This is a genomic window from Streptacidiphilus rugosus AM-16, from assembly GCF_000744655.1.
GTDB classification, from domain to species: domain Bacteria; phylum Actinomycetota; class Actinomycetes; order Streptomycetales; family Streptomycetaceae; genus Streptacidiphilus; species Streptacidiphilus rugosus.
In genome coordinates this window covers 149,713-169,664 of the sequence record NZ_JQMJ01000001.1, presented here as the reverse complement: position 1 = coordinate 169,664, position 19,952 = coordinate 149,713, and the positions used below count along the sequence as shown (strand labels likewise).

At 69.4% G+C, this 19,952-nt stretch carries 11 protein-coding genes and 5 pseudogenes; 7 read left to right on the top strand and 9 right to left on the bottom strand.

The genetic code is table 11. The features are described 5' to 3' along the window. Positions 1-55 precede the first annotated feature (55 nt). Positions 56-3,565: a hybrid sensor histidine kinase/response regulator gene (locus BS83_RS41115; protein WP_051942282.1), complete on the top strand. Its 3,510-nt coding sequence runs from the start codon at positions 56-58 to the stop codon at positions 3,563-3,565. Between the two features lie 137 nt (positions 3,566-3,702). Then, positions 3,703-4,158 (top strand): hypothetical protein, encoded by a 456-nt coding sequence (locus BS83_RS00790; RefSeq protein ID WP_232247980.1) that lies wholly within the window; start codon positions 3,703-3,705, stop codon positions 4,156-4,158. A gap of 22 nt (positions 4,159-4,180) precedes the next feature. Here BS83_RS00790 and BS83_RS00785 read toward each other — a convergent pair whose 3' ends face one another. The 6 genes and pseudogenes from BS83_RS00785 to BS83_RS00755 all read right to left on the bottom strand — a co-directional run bounded on the left by BS83_RS00785 (position 4,181) and on the right by BS83_RS00755 (position 10,585). Continuing rightward, positions 4,181-5,485, bottom strand: coding sequence for a transposase (locus tag BS83_RS00785; protein WP_084713074.1), 1,305 nt, complete (start codon positions 5,483-5,485; stop codon positions 4,181-4,183). 115 nt (positions 5,486-5,600) lie between these two features. Next, a pseudogene (locus BS83_RS00780) lies at positions 5,601-6,299 on the bottom strand (IS110 family transposase); the annotation flags it as partial. A 15-nt stretch (positions 6,300-6,314) separates the two neighbouring features. Further along, positions 6,315-7,706, bottom strand: coding sequence for an IS4 family transposase (locus BS83_RS00775; protein WP_198035074.1), 1,392 nt, complete (start codon positions 7,704-7,706; stop codon positions 6,315-6,317). Between the two features lie 171 nt (positions 7,707-7,877). Continuing rightward, positions 7,878-8,187: pseudogene (locus BS83_RS00770) on the bottom strand (IS110 family transposase); the annotation flags it as partial. After that, complete coding sequence (locus BS83_RS00765) at positions 8,188-8,871, bottom strand: DedA family protein (protein ID WP_232247979.1); 684 nt, start codon at positions 8,869-8,871, stop codon at positions 8,188-8,190. A 961-nt stretch (positions 8,872-9,832) separates the two neighbouring features. Next, a complete protein-coding gene (locus BS83_RS00755; protein ID WP_037599646.1) occupies positions 9,833-10,585 on the bottom strand; it encodes a hypothetical protein in 753 nt (250 codons plus the stop codon). Positions 10,586-10,727: 142 nt separating this feature from the next. Here BS83_RS00755 and BS83_RS44760 point away from each other — a divergent pair, with 142 nt between their 5' ends. From BS83_RS44760 to BS83_RS00745, 3 genes and pseudogenes are all read left to right on the top strand, one after another. Beyond that, a complete protein-coding gene (locus BS83_RS44760) occupies positions 10,728-11,474 on the top strand; it encodes a hypothetical protein (RefSeq protein WP_157596673.1) in 747 nt (248 codons plus the stop codon). 248 nt (positions 11,475-11,722) lie between these two features. Next, positions 11,723-12,550: pseudogene (locus tag BS83_RS00750) on the top strand (IS701 family transposase); the annotation flags it as partial. Positions 12,551-12,832: 282 nt separating this feature from the next. Further along, positions 12,833-13,749: pseudogene (locus BS83_RS00745) on the top strand (ISAzo13 family transposase); the annotation flags it as partial. 25 nt (positions 13,750-13,774) lie between these two features. Here BS83_RS00745 and BS83_RS00740 read toward each other — a convergent pair. Beyond that, complete coding sequence (locus tag BS83_RS00740; protein WP_269664822.1) at positions 13,775-15,124, bottom strand: IS4 family transposase; 1,350 nt, start codon at positions 15,122-15,124, stop codon at positions 13,775-13,777. Positions 15,125-15,301: 177 nt separating this feature from the next. On the opposite strand from BS83_RS00740, the gene BS83_RS00730 reads away from it, so the two are divergent. Both BS83_RS00730 and BS83_RS00725 read left to right on the top strand, forming a co-directional pair. Next, positions 15,302-16,482, top strand: a protein-coding gene (locus BS83_RS00730; protein ID WP_157596645.1) for an IS3 family transposase whose coding sequence is annotated in 2 segments (ribosomal slippage) — positions 15,302-15,572 and positions 15,572-16,482 — 1,182 coding nt in all. Because the reading frame shifts where the segments join, the coding sequence is not laid out codon by codon here. A gap of 27 nt (positions 16,483-16,509) precedes the next feature. After that, positions 16,510-17,229: pseudogene (locus BS83_RS00725) on the top strand (ISAzo13-like element transposase-related protein); the annotation flags it as partial. A gap of 31 nt (positions 17,230-17,260) precedes the next feature. On the opposite strand, the gene BS83_RS00720 reads toward BS83_RS00725, so the two are convergent. Both BS83_RS00720 and BS83_RS00715 read right to left on the bottom strand, forming a co-directional pair. Beyond that, positions 17,261-18,949 carry an ISAzo13 family transposase gene (locus BS83_RS00720; protein WP_037599643.1) on the bottom strand — a complete coding sequence of 563 codons (1,689 nt, stop codon included), beginning with the start codon at positions 18,947-18,949 and terminating at the stop codon, positions 17,261-17,263. A 335-nt stretch (positions 18,950-19,284) separates the two neighbouring features. Next, a complete protein-coding gene (locus BS83_RS00715; protein ID WP_063774062.1) occupies positions 19,285-19,938 on the bottom strand; it encodes a TetR/AcrR family transcriptional regulator in 654 nt (217 codons plus the stop codon). Positions 19,939-19,952: the final 14 nt, after the last annotated feature.

The window sequence follows — 19,952 nt, the reverse complement described above, 5'->3', positions numbered from 1 at the left end:
TGCTCCAGACCCTCCCGTTCCAGCGGGCCACCCCCCTTCACCGCGCGGGAATCCGGTGCGGCGGCTTCGGCTGCGGATCGGGCACAAGCTGGCCGCGATCGCCTTGGTGTTCCTGGTGCCACTGGTCCTGGCCGGGGTGTACATCAGCGGGCAGCTGACCGGCACCGTCAACTCTGCCTACGGCGAGCTGCACGGCGCCCAGTTCGTCCGCCAGCTCAGTGCTCTCACGTTCGACCTGCTCCGGTTCCGTTCCCTCTCGGTCGAGGCCGAGCACGGCATCCCGGTGCCGGCCGCCCAGATCACCGCCGCTGAAGCGGCAGTGGACCGCGATCTCGCACAAGCCAGCCGGACCGATCCGACCCTTCAGCGGCAGCTGAACTCCGCCGTGCAGATCGCCGGCCAAGATCAGCTGGCGCCTGCCTCCCTGGCCTCCGAATGGCAGGGGGTCAAATCAATCCCCCCAGCGGACGCCATGAGCGCGGGCTTCACACCGCAGCTGATCACCAACCTGCTGGCGCTCTACTCCTACCTGGGCGACACCGCCAGGTTCAACCTGGACCCGCAGCTTGACACCTACTACACCGGCACGGCCATGCTGACCCAGCAGTCCACGTTGGTGAACCAGGTCGCCCAGGTGGGCGACCTGCTCGGCACGGCCCCCCGCAGCGCTGCGGGCGACAGCGGCATCTCCCAGGTGAGCGGCCAGCTCACTCAGCAACTGGACCAACTGCAAAGCTCCCTCGGCCGCGCCTTCGACGAGACCCCCGCCTACAACAACAACAGCGCCCTGCAGCCCACCCTGGCACCGCTGCTGGACCAGTCCGGCAGCGCCGTGGACGCCCTCGTCTCCGCGGCAAGCCGGCAGAGCTCAGGCACCGGCCCGCCTCTGCCACGGGATACCGCGCAGACGCTGACGGCCGCCGCCCTGCAGGCCGACGCGCGGCTGTGGTCCTCCACGATCGACCAGGAGGAGCGCATGTTGCACACCCGGATCGACCACGCGGAGACCCGGGACACGATCTTGCTGGCGGCCATGGGAGCGGCACTGCTGCTGATCATCGCCACGACCACGTTGATATCCCGCCGCATTGCCCGGAACCTGTCCGGCGTCGCCGAGGCCGCCAGCGCCCTGGCAGAAGGCAGCCTCGACCAGCGGGCCCGTGTGACCAGCCACGACGAAATCGCGACCTTGGCCCGTACCTTCAACGCCATGGCCGACCGCCTGCAACGAAGCTACGCCCTGGTCGAGGAGGAGGTGCAGGAACGGACACAGGAACTGCGCACCCGCACCCTCACCCTCAACCTGCTACGAGGCGTGGCCGCGGCCGCGAACAAAGCCGGCACCTGGGACGAAGCGCTGACCGCCGCGCTACCCCTGATCTGCGCCCACATGGGCTGGCCCGCCGCCCGCGCCACCACTCTCCCGGCCGCCGATGAACGGCAGAGCCGCACCGCCACGGTGGCATGGCACACCGGCGAACAGTGCTCCCCCCTCGTGCGCGGGCTCGCACAGGGGGCGCCGGATGCGACACTCTCCCCTCTGGCGCAGCGCGCGCGCACCACCGGTGACCCGCAAGGCCCCCAATCGCCGGACACGCGGACAGATCCGCACGGCGCACTGTTCGCACGGGCCGGGATCACCTACACGCTTGCCTTCCCCGTCCTGGTGGGCCGGGAGAGCGTGGCCGTGGTCGAGTTCTTCACCGCCGACCCGCAACCCCCGCCCCGGACGGCCACCGCCTTGATCACAGACCTGCTGACCCAGCTCGGCCGGGTTCGGGAACGGGAGATCACCGCCGACGCGCTGGAAGCCGCCAGCCGGGCCAAGGGCGCGTTCCTGGCCACGATGAGCCACGAGATCCGCACCCCGATGAACGCCGTCATGGGCATGACCGAACTTCTGCTCGACACCCCGTTGACCGCAGAACAACGCGGCTTCGCCGAGATCGTCCACAACAGCGCCGACGGCCTGCTCGCGATCCTCAACGACATCCTCGACTACTCCAAGTTCGAAACTGGCAAGTTCGAACTCGAACAGACGCCGGTCGACCTGCGCGACTGCATGGAGTCCGCGTTCGACCTCATCGCCCTCAAGGCCCGGGAGAAGCAGGACCTGGACCTGGCCTGCGTGATCGACCCCGAGCTGCCCGACGAAGTGATCGGCGACGGGCTGCGCCTGCGCCAGATCCTGATCAACCTGCTCGGGAACGCGGTCAAGTTCACCGAAACCGGCGAGGTCGTGCTCACCGCCACCCGCCTGCCCGCCGGAAATCCGCACGCACCCCACAGCGGCGCCGGCGGCCATAAGGAGGGCGACACGGCCCGCGACAAGACCGCACCGCTCCCGGAGCCGGGCCCGCCGCCGGACAGCGCGGGCGAGTTCACCGTGCACTTCGCCGTCCGCGACACTGGCGTCGGCATCCCACCTGAAGGGCTCACCCAGCTCTTCCAGCCGTTCGAGCAGGCCGACTCCTCCACCACCCGCCGCTTTGGCGGCACCGGCCTGGGACTGGCCATCAGCCACCGCCTGGTCGACCTCATGGGCGGCACCATCTGGGCGGAATCCCACACCGGCCGGGGATCCACCTTCCACTTCACCATGCCCACCCACCAGGTTCCCCTGTCCCAGCGACACCCGCGCACCGCACCGCCCACGACATTGCACGGCAGGCGCCTGCTCGCAGTGGATGACAACTCCACCAACCGCCAGATCCTCACACGCCAGGCCCACACCCTCGGCATGGACGCCCGCGTCACCGGATCACCGAAGGAAGCACTCGCCTGGATCCGCGACGGCCTCCGGTTCGACGTGGCGGTCCTGGACCTGCGGATGCCCGGCATGGACGGTGTCACCCTCGCCCAACGGATCCGCCGCCACCGCCCCCATCTGCCGATGATCCTGTTGTCCTCCCTCAGCGGACCGGACACCGGCCCCGAGGATCCGCCGCTGTTCAGCGCCTACCTGTCCAAACCGGTCAAGGCCGCCCAACTCCACGCAAGCCTGGCCCGGGCCGTGCTGCCGCAGGCTCCGGCCCAAGACGGCCGGCCCGCCCCCGCAGCCCCCTCGTCGCCGGTCCCGTACCCGACGCCGCTACGGATCCTGCTGGCCGAGGACAACCACGTCAACCAGCAACTCGCCCTGCGCATGCTCGAAAAGATCGGCTACCAGGCCGACGTGGCCGACGACGGCGCCCAGGCACTCGACGCGCTGCGCGCCAAGCCCTACGACGTGGTCCTCATGGACGTCCACATGCCCGTCATGAACGGCCTGGAGGCTTCCCGCGCCATCCACGACCAGTGGCCCGAGGACCAACGCCCCCGCATCATCGCGCTCACCGCCAGCGCCACCCGCGAAGACCACGACGCCTGCACCGCCGCCGGCATGGACGACTACCTCACCAAACCCCTCACCCTGACCGCCCTGCAGACCGCCCTCGCCAGCTGCCCCAGCCCAGCACCCGCCGTACCCGAAACGCGTCACATGACGACAAGCACCAGCAAGGAGGCGGAGCACCACCCGCGCACCAGGACAAGCCTCAGACGACAGAAATCACCACAAGACTGACGTCGTCTCACGGCCAGGACGAGCCCCGGCGCCGTAGAACTCGGTCCGCTGGCCTCGTTACGGCCGCTTAGGTCTGAGCATGTCGCCGGGGTTCGGTGGTGCGGGGGTGCCCCTATGTGTTTGGTCAAGCTGGACGGGTGCTGGTTCGGGTCGTCTGGAACGATGTGCCTGCGCATGTTGATGATCAGGTCGGCGACGGCGTCTCTGCAGAGCTCGCGGGGTTTCTCCGAGACGCTGTCGATGACCGCCCGGTGAGGATCGCTCCTTCCGTGTGTGGCGTGTGTGGCGGGCGCCTGTTCTTCGTGCTCGTTGATGACGTCGAGGGCGGAGCTGAGCGGGAATGCTCTGGCTGTGGCAGTCGTGCGTTCGTCGCGGACAGCGAGGAGTTCTGGGAGGACGTGGACCCTGGCGCGGCCGCCTGCCCGTGTGGGGGCGAGGAGTTCGAGGCAGCTGTTGCGTTCTCGCTCGCCGATGACGGATCGGTCCGCTGGGTGACCGTTGGCCTGCGGTGCCGACGGGACGGAGCTGTAGGTGCCTATGTCGACTGGAAGATCGACTACGGACCCACCGACCACCTGCTGAGCATGGCCTAAGCCCTCTGGGCTGCAGCCGCGGTCAGCGTGACGGTTCGTAGAAGGTGCCGTCGCGAAGCATGGCGAACAGGACGTCGGCCTTCTTGTATTTGAAGTCGATGGTGAAGTTCGCGGCGTCGAAGCCGAGCTGTTCGCGGGCCTGGCGGGACTGGTCGAGCAGGACCGGGGTGATCAGTGCGACGCCGCGCTCGCGGGCGGTGACGATGGCGTCCGCGCTGGCGTAGCCGGAGTCGAGGTAGTGCTCACCGGGCAGCAGGCCGCGCCGGTGCTGGCGCCGGTGGATCGGCTCCAGCGCCTTGACGTCCGGGACGGTGGACGCGGTGGTGGCCACGTCGGTGATCAGGTTCGGGGCGGTGCGCTCGTCCTCGGCCACGGCCGTGCATGTCTCGGAAACGAGCAGCTTGAACCCGTTCCAGAACATGTCCCGCTTGGCCGACCAGCGGGTGTCCAGGTCGTAGGGGGAAGCCAGGCGTAGGTGGCCGGGTGGTAGCCCGTCACCTCCGTCGTCCTGCTTCTCCCGCCGCTTGACCTGTTCCCGTCCCCGGGCGTCCGTGGCGCGCGTGTAGTTCTGCAGCAGCACCGTGCGCAGGGTCTGCACCGCGGGCAGTTCGCGCAGCCAGTGCGGGGAACGCGCGTCATGCACGGCCTCGAGCAGGGCGAAGCCGTCGCGGGCGTAGGTGAGCGCGAGCTGGTCACGCTTGGTGGTCGAGGAGGGCATGCGCCAGGTGTCGATCCGGGTGTCATAGCGGTGGGACCAGCCGGTCACGTCGAGCACGGTGGCGACCCAGTGCGGCGCCGCCACCGTGAGCGCCTCGACGGCGGCCCGCACGCTCTCCCCGGCCAGCTCGAGCCGGTTCAGGTCCCGCACCGCGGAGACCACGTGCGTGGAGTCGGTGCGCTGCTTGCCCCCGGCCGGGAGCATTCCCAGGCCCTTCAGTCGCTCCAGCAGCAGGTCCAGGGCCTTCTCCTCCAGACCGTGCTCGACCACACGGGTGCGGAACTGGGAAAGCACGGAGAAGTCGAAACCGGTGTCCTCCAGCCCCAGACCCAGCGCGTACATCCACGACAGTTTGTCCCGCACCGCCTCCGCGGCCTGTCGATCGGTCAAGTTCTCCGCCATCTGGAACACCGTGATCAACGCCAACCTGCCCGGTGACCAGCCTGCCGGCCCGGTCGGTCCGAACGCCTCGGCGAACTCGGCGTCGGGGAACAGCTCCCCGAACCGGTCACGGACGGCCACCGGCAAGGGCACCCGCCGCCCGTAGTTCTTCGCCCGAACCGCCCGCGCCACCTCGGGCGCCGGCTCCGGCCACGGCTGAGGCTCCATCGACACGAACGCACCCACCCCTGCGGCCGGGGACAGGAAAGGAACCGGCCACACGCCAAGCCTGCCCCGACCATCAAGCCACAACCAGCCCCTTCACCGAATGGGCAACAGGGTCCTTGTTGCCGCGGCGGGAGGGTTGTTCGCCTCGGATCGAGGATCCGGAGCTGCGGGTCGCCGGGGCGAGGCCGGCGTAGGCGGCGAGATGGGCTGCGGTCGGGAAGCTGCTGCCGTTGCCGACATCGATGAGTATTCTGGCTCCGGTCCTGACGCCGATCCCGGGCATGGACGTCAGAACCTGCGAAAGAGGGTCGCTGTCCAGGAGTTCCTCGATCCGGGTGGCAACGACCTTGCGCCGGTCCAGGACAGCGGTGAGCGAGCCGGCCAGGCTCGGGACGATGAGCGCGGCCGCGGCCGTGCCCGGGACGACGACGGTCTGCTCGTCCAGGGCGGTGAAGATGTCCTCGACCAGCCGCTCGGCCATCCGTGGGGCCTTCGGCCGTAGTAAGCCGACCAGGCGACTGCGTCCGGCCTTGCGGATCTGGGCCGGGGAGCCGAACCGCTCCAGCAGCTGCAGGACGGCGGGATGCTGGATGCGCGGGCCCAGGACGCGTTCCAAGTGCGGGTGGATCTGGGTGAGGAGGCCGCGCAGGCGGTTGCTGATGCGGGTGGCCACGCCGGCCAGGTCGTCGTCGAAGCCGACGATCATCTCCAGTTCGGCGATGGTCTCGTTTTCGAGGTCGACCGAGCGCAGTGTGTGCGGCATGACGCGGGCCGCGTCCGCGATGACGAACGCGTCGCGGGCGTCGGTCTTGGCTCAATGCCGGGAAGATTAGGCAGGTCGTCGGGGCAGGTTCACTGGCAGCTCGATGACGATCTTGATCGTGACCTGGTGCATGGGATCGTCCTTGCGGGTGGCGTTGTAGGCGAAGGTCGAGATCGGCCGCTTGACCCGGCGGGGCAGGATACGGAGCCGACGGTGCTCGGGAGCGAGTTCGCGGGGGTCCAGGACGGCCTGGGTGATCCGCGGCATGCTCGGTGAGCCAGGACCGGGCACGGTGGTTCCGGAGGCGTTGACCACGGTGAGCCGTGCCGTGCGCAAAGTGACGGTCAGGGAGATACGGTCGGGGTCGACATCGTTGCTCTGCCCGGCACGGCCGGCGATCTGCCGGGCGGCCTGGTAGACGACAAGCAGGCCGAACAGTTCCTGCCGTACTCCGTCCAGGCTCTGCGAGCGCAGGACGCGGTCGCTGCCCTTGAGTGTGACCTTCAAGCCCAAGAACGCGGTCTCCGCCTGCCAACGCTCGTGGTAGAGCTCGACGAGCTCGGCCGCCGGGTACGTGCGGTGGTCGAGCAACGTGGTGACCAGGCGGATCTCGGAGCTGCGGATGCGCCCGTCATCGGCACGGACGGTGACGGTCGCCTCGATCACCCTCAGTGCCAGGCCCTGGGCCTGCGGCGGGACACCGCGGCGGTGACGTGTCCAACGCGCCAGACGCGCACGCTCGTTCTGGCTGGTGGCCATGGACAGGTAGGTGCCGTCCGGCAGCTGGTGCAACACGGGCGGCAGCCGGTCGACGCTTGTCCTCCACAGCAGATGGGCACCGGTCGCGGCGGCCGCGCAGACGAGCGGAACACCCTTGCTGCCGCGGTCGGCCAGCAGCAGCATCCCCGGCCGCAGCGCGCGGCACAGCACCATGCACTGGTCCTTCTCCGATTGCGTCCACGGGCCGGCGACCACGTCGATCAGGGCACGGGTCCCGCACTCGACCAGGGCGGTCAACCGGAACAGCGGGAAGCCGCCCAGGCCGTACTGCCCGCGGCCGCTTCCGCATTCCGCACGGTTCTCCGGGCTGTCGGGGACCTGCAGTCCGGTGCCGTCCCAGGCCACGGTCCGCAACCCGCGCCACCACGATCCTCGAGCGTGTTCGGATGCCACCGTGCCCTTGACCTCGTCGAACAGGGCCACCAGCGGCGCGGACCCGACGCGGCGACGCGCCTGCCGCAGGGCAGCCGCCGACGGAGCGAGATCCGGAACACCGGGTCCGGCCACCAGGCAGGCCCACACACCGCGATACCCATAGCCCGTGAACAGAGCCATCGCCAGTACGAAGTACACGACCACGCGCGAAGGCAGTTTCCTCACCCGGGACTGCACCCGGCCGGACCCCTCCAGCACGGCGTCGACGAGAGCAGGGGTGATGACCTGCGTCAACTCACCCAAGTGCCCCGCGCCAAAAGCACATCCACCACCACGGGCACGCACAGGCATGCCAGACTGAACCATCGGGGCTCCCCTGCAGACGGTGTCTTGGTCGACTCCCGTCCTACGCGGAGCCCCGTCCCGTCACACGGGCTTCGCCGAACAGCTTGACAACCAGCCCCGACCTCAAACTTCCCGGCATTGGGTCTTGGCTTCGCCCGGGTAGAGGTCGGCGATGCGTCGCATCGTCAGTCCGGGCAGGTGGGCGACCGGGCAGCCCATGTCGCGGGCTACTGCGAGCGGGAGGGCGCCGATGGAGGCGGGCTGGTCGACCACGACGAGCACGGTGCCGTGCTTGGCCTGGAGCTTGCCGAAGACCTGGCGGAGCCTGGGTTCGCTGTTGGGCAGGCCGCTTGTCGAAGGTCTTCTTCCCGGCTGGTGTGACGGCGGTGGGTCCGGCACTGCTTGTCCCCGTGCGGCATCGGGCCTCGGGCGGTGCCAGTCAGGATTGCGGGTCGCGGGGCGAGGTGGCGCTGCCTTCAGACCTCTCCAGTGGGTGCTTGCGCCTGTGGCGCAAACGGTGGACGACCACCGCAGCGACGAGGATCGCGGCAACGGCCAGGAAAGAGAGCTCGTAGCGGGTGATCTCGGGATAAAGCGTGCCGATGTGCCGCCCTGCCAGGTCACCCACCGTGACCCAGACACCGACCCAGAGCGCGGCGCCGAGCGTGTTGAAGGCGAGGAAGCGCGCCCAGGGCATCCCGGTCAGTCCGGCGATGATTCCGTTGGCCTGTCGTAGGCCCTCGATGAACCGGGCGACGGCGACGACCTTGCCACCATGACGTGCGAAGAACCCCTCCACCTTGGCCACCCGAGGCGGGGTCAGCAGCACATATCGGCCCCAACGGGCGATCAGGCGGTGGCCGCCGAACCTTCCAACGGCGTAGCCGAGATTGTCTCCGACGACCGCAGCAACAAAAGCAAGTACGGCGACTGCGGCGAGGTTGAGGCGACCCGCTCCGGCATAGACGGCGGCGGCCAACATCACCGTCTCGCCGGGCACCGGGACGCCGACATCCTCGACGAAGACCAGGAGCGCGACCGCCAGGTAGCCCCAGTGGTCGAGCACCGGAGCCAGGTCGGCGAGTACTCCGGGCAGTTGTGGGGGTCGAGCCATCGCGAGCATCCCTCGGAGTGAGGCGGCGGGGTCAGCGGGTGGTGTGCGGCGCTGTCCCCACGTGGAAACGACGCGTAGCCGCCCAACGCGGGACAGGCATCGACGAAGCAGTCGTGCGGCAGCGAGGAGGAGCGAAGCATCCCTCCGCCTGAACCACCGCCATCACCCCCGCCCGCCTCGAACCGACACCGACGAGGCTCATGATCCGCACAATGACAAGGCCGGAGCAGACCGGTAGCGCAGCAGAACGGGCAGCCATCGGCTTCCTGGAAAGGGCACTGTGCTCGGATCCGGTCGACGACGTGTCAGCCGGCCACCGAGTGGCGTCGATGTCCAGGACCAGGCACGCAGAAGCGAGTTGGTCGATGGGGGAAGCTGGCCCAGGTGCCGTTGATGTTGCGGAGCCCACGCCCCCAGCACGCCAATCCCCCAGCTCAATCGACACGAATCAAAACAACCAGGCTAGGACAAGGATGAACTCACCGTGTGCTGGCAACAGCGTGAGCGGTGGACGATGATGCTGAAGTTGTCCACGTAGGGGCCGTCGCCGGGACTGTGCCACCACTGGTAGCTCACATCGAAGCGGTAGGTCGGAGCGACTGCGTCAGACTCGTCCGGCGGATAGGCCGCGATCTGCAATAGCTCCTCTCCAGGGGCGAGGGTCTCTCGCAGGATCCGGAAGAAGTCGCCGGCCGCCCACATCGGCACTTGTGCCAGATCCCAGCCGCAGGGACGGTCCGAGTGCAGGACCGCGTGCACAGCGGGGGGACAGCCCGCCTCAGCCGCGGTCACGCGGCTCGCCGGCGGGCGTACCTCCACCTGGCTGGTCTTGTTGTTATCCGTGCAACCGGTCACCATGGGGCCCACCGAGCGTAGGTCGAAGACATCCGTCGGGTGCACCGTAGGAGTGGGGTCACACAAGGAGTACGCGTCCAGGGGCAGACGATCGGGCAGTGCGAACCCGGAGCGCTCAGGAGCGCGGGCTGGGCGGAGCCGCGGCGACCACCTTCCGGGGCGGCTGCTCCTGCCGACCAGGAGCGCCCAGCGCCCGGCGGCAACCAAGCAGCAGGGCTACGGCACTGCCTGCCACCACGGGATCGGAACGCCGCACCGACCGGTTCTGGCTCGCGACGTCCCCGATCGGCGCGGTCGCCGGTGAGGCCCCTTGAGCTGCTCCCGCCCCGGCACTGCCGTGCGGCGTCCCGCCGGTCGAGGGTTGCGATCCCAGGATGGTGCCGCCGCCGTCGGTGTAGGCAATCGGCGGGGGCGCGGGCAGGTGGGCAGGCACCGCGCCAAGCTCCAGCAGCGGCGAGTAGAAGCTGGTACCGGAGGGGTTGACCGGCGGACCAGCCGTCTGCGGGCCCGCCCCGCGCCCGATGTTCGTTCCCTGGGTGACGGCACCAGTCGTGCCACCAAGCGCGCCACTGGACGAGGAGCCCGCTCCGCCGTCCTGGATGAGGTTGTAACGCATCGGTGTGAAGCCACCGCTGGCGTAGGAGGCGTAGTCGGCGTCGGTCACGATGTGCGCAGGGACACCTGGGTGCGACTCCTCGTACATGTCGAATTTGGTGTGCCCGGTGTCGCTCCAGCCCGCGAAGAGCACTGTGTGCGAGGAGGACAGCAGGATGTCTCCGGGCATCAGATCGGCCTGGGTGATTTGGTGCGAGACCGTGCCCAGGTTCCCGGTCCAGAAGTCGACGCTCTGATCCAGATGCCAGGCCATCGAGACATATCCCGAGCAGTCCTGCCGATAAGTCCCGAGTGCGTCGGTCCACCAGTCAGTCTGACTGTACGGGACCGACTCGTCGACCCACTGCTGGGCCCGCTTCAGCGTCTCGTCGCGGGTGATCGGCTGGAGGTTCGCGGTGGCGGAGCTGTACGGGGCATTGGGTGACGAACTGCCGCCGATCGGCCCGGCCGTGGTGGTCGGCAGCGCCGCCGTGATTCCCGTCGGCGGCGGCGTGCTGCCCGGGGCGGACGCCGCTCGCGGCGGTTGTGCCGCCGGCGGTTGTGCCGCCGGTGGTTGCGGCGCAGGCGGTTGCGCCGCAGGCGGAGCGGCAGCTGGCGGGGACGAGGGCGGCCGCGACACCGGCGGCGGAGGGGCGGGCGTGGTCCGCGTGGCGGACGGTGCCGGCGCGGGCTGCGTCGAGACGGGCGGTGACGCAGGTGGGGCGGTGGAGGGCACCGAACTGGCCGAAGGTGCGGGTGAGGCCGTCGACGGTACGGGAGCGGCTGAGGTGGGCACAGGCTGGGACGGCGTGGCGGTGACACAGCCCGAGGCAGGCGTCGAGGAGGCGGAGGGGCTCGGGGTCGGGGAGGCTGAACCGGTGTCGGTCGGTGTCGGACACACCGAGGCGGACGCCTGCGGAGTGACGTCCTGCAGCACTGCGGCCGCGGCGGGCGCCAGCCCAGCGATCCCGAGGAGAACTGCAACCGCGCCAACCCCGGCAGCGCCCCGCGCGACGCTACGGGCCGACGGCCGTGCCGATATGGCGGTGTCTTTGCGCAACGAACTCCTCCAGACCGGCGACAAGCCACGCCACGCAAGGCCTGGTGGCATCGATGGACGTGCCGGCCTTCCAGCCGCGAGGCGGACTGGCTGGCCACGTTAGGGCCAGCCCTCCGGCCACGGAACGGTCTGCCGCCGGAACTGCCGCTTCGGGCAGCGCCATGTGCCCGCTCCGCCGCGGACAGCGTCACCGAGCGGGCAGGACATGCCGGTCCGGCGGGCACGTACCGGCTGTGACTCCTCCCCCGGCTGGGCCAGGGGCTTCTCGCTAGCGGTGGTTTGTTGACGGCGGGTCAGGGCCGTAGTAGGCCGATAGCAGAGGAACCTCGCTTCGCTGCCGGGGGAGCTGTGATGACCCGTCGTGTGCCGTGTCCGCCTGCCCCGGGCCCGCTGGAAGCCTACGCCGCTCGCTTCGATGACCTCTTCTCCACGTTGGCACAGCGGCGCGGGTTCCGCGAGTATCTTGCGGGGCTGCTGCTGCCGCGGGACCGCAACAAGACGCTGACCTGCCTGGTCGGCACCGAACCCGTCGTCGGCGCCCAGCACGCGGCGGTGCAGCGGCTCCAGTTCTTCCTGTCCGAGTCGACCTGGGACCACGAAAAGATCAATGCCCGCCGGGTGGCACTGCTGCTCGGCGACCCCGCGACCAGGCCGCACCCGGACGGGGTGCTGGTGATCGACGACTCGGGCGACCGCAAGGACGGGAAGAAAACCGCGCACGTCGGCCGACAGTGGCTGGGCCGGCTGGGCAAGACCGACAACGGCATCGTCACCGTGACCACGTGCTGGGCCGACGAGAACCTCTACTACCCGCTGCACGCCGTGCCCTACAGCCCCGCCCACCACTTCCCCAAGGGCAAGAGCGACCCCGGCTTCCGCACGAAGCTGAAGATCGCCGCGGAACTGGCCCGCACCGCCAGGACCGCCGGAGTGACCTTCCGGGCCGTGGCCGCCGACTGCGCGTACGGCGACCAGGACGGCTTCCGCCGAGACCTCACCGTGGCCAGGCTGCCGTTCGTCCTGGCGCTGAAGCCGAGCCACGGCGCCTGGGCCTACGGCAAGGACGCCTACACCCCCGTCGACGCCGCCCGCGCCCTGACCTGGACCGACGCGGAGGATCCAGGGGACTGGACCCCGGTCGAGCGGACCTTCCGCGACGGGCACACCGAGACCTGGTGGCCACGACCAGGCGGACGTTTCCGTCCGGGCCCCGGTCATCCCGAGCGGCACCCCGGGACTTACCACCGCACCCACAAGGTCCGCTACTTCCACGGCTGCTACTCGATCGGCGACGACGAGCTGTGGGGCGTCAATCGGCGGGAGAAGGGCGCTGGCTACACGCTATCCGCGCCTTGCCACCAGCGGAAATCCGTTAAGGGCTTGCAGGACAACAACCCGTAGCTTCCGGTGTCTCGGCTCGTTGAATGTGGTACGAGCAGGTCACCCGAGCAACAGGCGTTACTGGCAGCGAAGTTCGAGGCGATCCTGCCGCATCTGGACGAGCGGCAGCGGCGCTTGCTGCTCGCAGCTGAGGCCAGGTCCCTCGGCCATGGTGGGATCCGACTGGTCGCGCGGGCCGCGGGCGTGCGCGAGGCGACGGTGTCGGCGGGGGTCGACGAGCTCGAGTCCGGCGACCCACCGCTGGGACGGGTGCGGCGGCCGGGCGGCGGCCGTAAGCGGATGGCGGACCTGGATCCCGGCCTGAGGCCGGCCCTGCTGGGCCTGGTGGAGCCGGACGAGCGCGGGACCCGATGTCGCCGCTGGGGTGGACCACGAAGTCGACCCGGCGCCTGGCCGCGGAACTGACCAGGCTGGGCCACCGGGTCTCGGCGGACACCGTGGCGAGCCTGATGCGTGAGGAGGGGTTCAGCCTCCAGGGCAATGCCAAGACCGTCGAGGGCAGGCAGCACCCGGACCGCGATGCCCAGTTCCGGTATGTCAACGAGCAGGCCAAGGGGTACCAGGCGGCCGGGGATCCGGTGGTCAGCGTCGACACCAAGAAGAAGGAGCTGGTCAACTATAAGAACGCAGGCCGCGAATGGCGCCCCGCCGGCGAGCCGACCGCGGTGCACACCCACGACTTCCCCGACACCGACCTGGGCAAGGCCGTCCCGTACGGAATCTAGGACCTGGCCGCCGATGCCGGGTGGGTCAGCGTCGGGACCGACCACGACACCGCCGCGTTCGCGGTGGAGTCGATCCGCCGCTGGTGGAACGGTTGCGGACGGGACTCCTACCCCACCGCCGGACGGCTGTTGATCACCGCGGACGCCGGCGGCTCCAACGGCTACCGCAGCCGCACCTGGAAGTTCGAGCTGGCCGCGCTGGCCCTGGAGACCGGACTGGAGATCACCGTGTGCCACATGCCGCCGGGGACTCAATGCCGTTGCTTGAGCCAGTGAACTATCTCGGGTGAAGCGTGATGACCTTGGGTCCGACGCGCCTGGTCGGCTGCCGGTCGCGGGTTTTGATCCGGTAGGAGAGCTTGGAGGAGTACTTGGAGTCCGGCCGTTTGAGGTGTCGGTCCGCCTCGCGCAGTCTCCTGGCGCCGTTGTCGAGCTTCCGGCGCGCCTTCGCCGCCAAGGCGGCCAGGAAGGTCTTGATCTTCTTGGGTGTGTCCGCGCACTGGCGGACCACGCTGCGCCGCGCGTGCTTGAGGACTCGCACGAACGAGACCCGGTCCGGATCGATGCCGTTGTCGCCGGCCAGCGACATGATGATCCGCGTGAGGCAGTGGTGCACGACCAAGTGCGCCCACACTTCCTGCCGCACCAGATCCGGGTCCCCCGAACGCAGGACCTCGGCCGGACCACGCTGGAAGGTCTTGATCTGCCGGAATGCCGACTCCGCCTCCCACCTGGCGTGATACAGCAGGGCCAGCTCCGCGGCCGGATACGCCTCCGGGTCCAGCAGGTCGGTCAGCAGCCTGACCACCTCGCCGCCGTCCACGCGGTACTCGATGACGCGCACCAGCACCCCGCCGGGATGCGCGCCCTTCTGCCCGCCGAGGTTCATCCGCGCCGGGTACGTGCCATCCGGCAGACGCTCGACCGGACGGGCCGCGACGCACGAACGGGCCCGGATCAGCAGGTGCGCCCCGGCTCCGGTGTAGGCCTTCCACAGCGCTACCCCGGGAAAGCCGCGGTCCATGATGACCAGTATCCCGGCCGCCGAGCCGGCCGCGGTGAGCGCCAACTCGGGCTCACCGCCGTTGAAGCCGCCCACCGCGGCGTCGATCTGCGCGTGCGTGCCGCACTCGGTCAGCGTCACCACCCGCACCTGCGGGAAGCCCGCCGCCTGGCCGTTCTTGGTCGGACCGCCGAACGCGACGCGGTTCGCCCTCGTGTCCGGCGCGTCCAGCACGAACCCGTCCACCGCGGCCAGACGCATCCCACGGTAGAACGAGCCCTCCAAGTCGACTGGGGCCAGCGGGCCGGCCAACTCGCGGAACAAGGTCTCCAGCACCAGCGGACCCAGACGCCTGCGAGCCCGGGTGATGGAGGACTTGTTCGGGATGCTGGCGCTCAACTGCGGATTGCTGCCGACAAGTTGCTCGGCTACATCGTCATAGGAGTCCTGCTGAAACAACGCCAGCGCAAGCGTGTAGTAGACCATGAACCCGGCCGGCAGCGCGCCAGGCTTCTTGTCCCGCACCCCGCACCTACCCAGCACCTCGGCGACCAGCTCCGGAGTCACCCACCGGGTCACCACCCCCAGACGCACCTGATCAGACAACCCCACCCACGGATGCATGCCAGGCCCAACGACCATGCGGCCCCGATGTCACGGACTACTTGATGGCCTCAAGCAACGGCATTGGCCGGGGACATCGAAGTGGAACAAGATCGAGCACCGGCTGTTGGGCGCTTCCCCCAGGTCGTGGACACCCTGATCATTGGATCGCGAGGATCCGTAGAACAGGAGTTCCCGTTGGGGACGTCGAAGTACAGCCCTGAGTTCAGGGCCGATGCCGTCGCGCTGTACCACGCCACGCCGGGCGGTACGTACGCGTCGGTGGCCCAGGACGTGGGCGTCAACCACGAGACGCTGCGGATCTGGGTGCGTGATGCGGAGGCGGCTGCCCGGCCGGGGGCCGGTGAGGCGAGCGCGATGGAGAAGGAGAACCGGCAGCTGCGGGCGCGGGTGAAGGAGCTCGAGCTCGAGCGGGAGATCCTGCGCAGGGCCGCGAAGTATTTCGCCCGGGAGACCAGCTGGTGAGCAGCCGCTTTCAGTTCGTCGAGGATCACCGGGACGCCTACGGCGTGAAGCGGCTGTGCCGGATGATGCAGGTCTCGCGGTCCGGGTTCTACCGGTGGCTGGCCGGCGCGGACGCGCGCATGGAACGGGCGAGGGCGGACGCGGAGCTTGCCGAGCGGATCGCCCGGATCCACACCGACTCGGACGGGACCTACGGGGTTCCGCGCGTCACCGCCGAGCTGCGGGATGCCGGGGACCGGATTAACCACAAGCGCGTGGAACGCGTGATGCGCACGTTCGGCATCGTCGGGCTGCACCTGCGCAAGAAGGTCCGCACCACGATCCCCGAGCCGTCGGCGACACCGGTGCCGGACCTGCTGGACCGTGACTTCACCGCGGCCAGGCCGAACACCAGGTACGTGGGCGACATAACCTACCTGCCCATCGGTGGCGGCCAGTTCCTTTACCTGGCCACGGTGTTGGACCTGTGCTCGAAACGGCTGGCGGGCTGGTCGATCGCCGACCACATGCGCACGTCCCTGGTGACCGACGCCCTGCGGGCCGCCGCGGCCGCCCGCGGCGCAGCCGGACTGCGCGGGGCGATTTTCCACAGCGACAACGGGGCCCAGTACGGGTCCAGGGACTTCGCGCACGTCTGCGCGGAGCTCGGCGTGACCAGATCGCGCGGCGCAGTGGGCACCAGCGCGGACAACGCCGCCGCGGAGAGCTTCAACGCGACCATGAAACGCGAGACGCTCCAGGGACGGAAACGGTGGAACGGGGCCCGCGAAGCCCGACTCGCCGTCTTCCGGTGGGTGACCCGCTACAACACCCGGCGGCGGCACTCCAGCCTCGGCCAGATCAGCCCGGTCACCTACGAACAACGATCAACTACGCTGGTCGTTGCCGCATGACAACCGGTGTCCACGAACCCGGGGAAACGCCCGTTCTCCCACATCACGATGAACTGGCGGGGCAGGCCGCTGACCAGTCACGACGTCATCGTGAACAGCATCGCGTCCACGACCACCGGCACTGGCTTACGGGTCCGTGCCGAGCTCGACCGGGCTGCTTACGAGACCGGCGTCCGCGTGAGCGACGGGCAGATGGCCGCCCTGCCCCTGGACCGGCATGCCTGGCACGGTGACTGGAACTACACCCTCCGCCCCGAGGAGCACCGCCGTGACGGCGTCCCACCGATCCCGGCCCAGGACTTTCCCGGGCCCGGCCGTGCGTGGATGGTCCACCCGGCCCTGACCGGCATGTCGCAGGCGCGGTGGAGCCGCCTGGTCGCCACCTTGAGCGCGGCACGTGAAGTCCAGCGGGAGGCAGACCTCCACCAACGACGTGGCGGCGACCGGCAGAAGGTCCCCGCTACCGGCCTCTACACCGGCCGACGCCCCGGCCTCACCCTCGTCGACCGGCTCCTGGCCACCCTCCTCTACGAGCGGCACGGGCTCCCGCAGGTGTTGATCGCCCCGCTCTTCGGAGTCGTTCCCCAGAGCCTGAACCGGGCCATCAGCCAGACCCGGCGCCTCCTCGACGAAGCACGCCACACCATCGAACCCACCGACACCCGACTGGCAACCCTGAACGACCTCACCGACCTCGCCATCCGCCACGGCATGACACCACCATCAGAGATCAAGACGGCGAGTTGATTTCCTGCAAGCCCTAAGGGCTTGCAGAGGATTAACTCGCTGTCTTGATCTCTGGTGCGATGGTGATCTCTTCTCGGGCGGCGAGGTTGTGGAGGGCGGCCAGGTCGGCGAGTTGGGGGCCGGCGGGCTCGATGGTGTGTCCGGCGGCTTGCAGGAGTTGGCGGACGTCGCGGATGCGTCGGTTGACGGTGAAGGGTGTGACGCCGTAGAGCTGGGCGATGGCGACCTGCGGGAGGCCGTGGCGCTGGTGGAGCAGGACGGCGATGAGGCGGTCGGCGAGGGTGAGGACGGGGCGGCGTCCGGTGGTGCCGTCGCCCGTGATGCGGGGCCGGTGGCCGCGTCGCTTGTCGAGCTGGTTTTCGCGCTGGGTGTCGTGCAGGGCCAGGAGCTGGGCGATCAGGGTGTCCCACTCAGGCGTGGTGAGCCCGGTGAAGACCGGGTGCCGCAGCCAGGCGAGGTCGGGGCTGGGCTGGTCGAACGGGTCGGGAGCGTCGTTGATCTCGGCGTCGTAGGGTTCGGGCCGGAGCGTGTAGTTCCAGTCGCCGTGCCAGGTGTGCCGCTCCAGCGGCAGTGCGTCCATCTGCCGGTCGCCCACGGTCACTCCGGTGGGGTAGGTGCCGGTGTCGAGTTCGGCGCGGACAGTCAGCCCGGTGCGGGTGGTGGTCGCGGCGATGCTGTTGAGGACCACGTCGTGGCTGGTGAGCGGCCTGCCGCGCCAGTTCATCGTGATGTGGGAGAACAGCCGGTGTTCGACCTTGTTCCATTTCGAAGTCCCCGGAGGAAAGTGACACACAGTCACTTTCAGGCCGGTTTCCAGGGCGAGGGCGGCGAGTTCGGTCTTCCAGGCGCGGGTGCGGTAGCTGTTGGAGCCGCCGGCGTCGGCGGTGATCAGCAGCCGGGACGCGGCCGGGTAGTCGAGGCTGCCGCGGTCCTTCCACCAGCGGCGGATCGACTCGACCGCGAACGCGGCGGTGTCGTGGTCGGTGCCGACGCTGACCCAGCCGGTGTTCGCGGCCAGGTCGTAGATGCCGTACGGGATCGCCTTGCCCAGCTCTTTGTCGGGGAAGTCGTGGGTGGAGACCTCGACCGGCGAGCCTGCCGGCAGCCACTGCTGTCCGGCGTTCTTGTAGTTCCCGACGAGCTCTTTCTTCTTGGTGTCGACGCTGACCACCGGCTGTCCGGCGGCGATGTGCTCCTTGGCCCGCTCGTTGATGTAGCGGAACTGCCCGTCCCGGTCCGGATGCCGATTGCCTTCGACGGTCTTGGCGTTGCCCTGCAGGCTGAAGCCCTCCTCGCGCAGCAGGTCCCCAACCGTGTCGGCGGAGATCCGGTGGCCCTGCCGGGTCAATTCGGCCGCCAGGGTCCGGGTCGACTTCGTCGTCCACCGCAGCGGCGACATCGGATCCCCGCGCTCATCCGGTTCCACCAGCGCCAGCAGCGCTTCCCGCAGGCCGGGGTCCAGGTCGGCCACCCGCTTACGGCCGCCGCCCGGCCGGCGCACCCGCCCCAGCGGCGGCTGGCCGGACTCGAGCTCGTCCACCCCCGCCGACACCGTCGCCTCGCGCACCCCCGCAGCCCGCGCGACCAGCCTGATCCCGCCATGACCCAGCGACCGCGCCTCAGCCGCGAACAGCAGACGCCGCTGCCGCTCGTCCAGATGCGGCAGGATCGCCTCGAACTTCGCTGCCAGTAAAGCCTGTTGCTCCGGTGACCTGCCCATACCACAACAACGAGCCGCAAAGCCGGAAGCTACGGCTTGTTGCTCTGCAAGCCCAAACGCAGCGGCGTTGGGCGAAGACCCCATCCGCTCTCCCCCCGGACGGAGGCACCTGCCCGACAAGTGGGGGCTGGCGTGCTCTCCCCCCGCGGGGCCGTCCTCGACCGCGACATCAACGCGGCGGTCAACGTCGCCAAGGCCGCCGAACTGGCGGTGCCGGCCAGTGGAACGCAGGTAGGACCGGTACACGGACCGGCGCAGCGCGGCGAAGGAGAAACCCACCGAGACGGTCACACGCCCGTGGAAGGAACCCCACGCACTAGCGCGCGGAGCGGAAGTCAAGCCGAGGCCGCAGCCGACGAGCCGTCGGCGACCGAGAATTCAGCCGCCTGCCCATGCCGCATCTGGGCGAGGAGAGGCAGCGCCGCCGGTACAGAACCGCACGTGAGCGCGAGGAGGGCCTCGACGAGATCATCCGCGTCTGCCCCGGTCGCCAGGCGGCGCAACTGGAGGCCCATCACTAGATCGACGGCGGGACCGGCCGTGCGCTCCGGGTCCGGCGCGCCAAGGGCGGTCAGAATCGAGGTGGCGAGTTGGTCATAGGCCGCGAAACACGCCGCCGCGGCGTCGCGCAGCAGTGGATCACGGCTGGCCTGGATGTACAGCTCGAGCGGGGCGATGTGCTCGTTGTCGAAGATAGTCGACCACGCCGCGTTGCACCGGACCGCCTCCGCCGCTTCGGTACCCGTCATGGGGGCTTGCTGCAACTGGGCCGCCAGGTCGGTGAATCGGCGCGTCTCCGTCTCGACGAACAGCCGCAGGCTCTCCTGGAGCAGTTCGTGCTGGGTCGCGAAGTGATAGGTGACCGACCCTAGGGAGACGCCGGCCTCGCTGGCGATGCGCCGGTTCGTGACGGCGGCAGCGCCGTCCTGACCGATGATCCTCAGGACGGCTTGGACAATCCGATCCCGAACTGAAGGCACCGTAGACATGGAACCCATCTTTG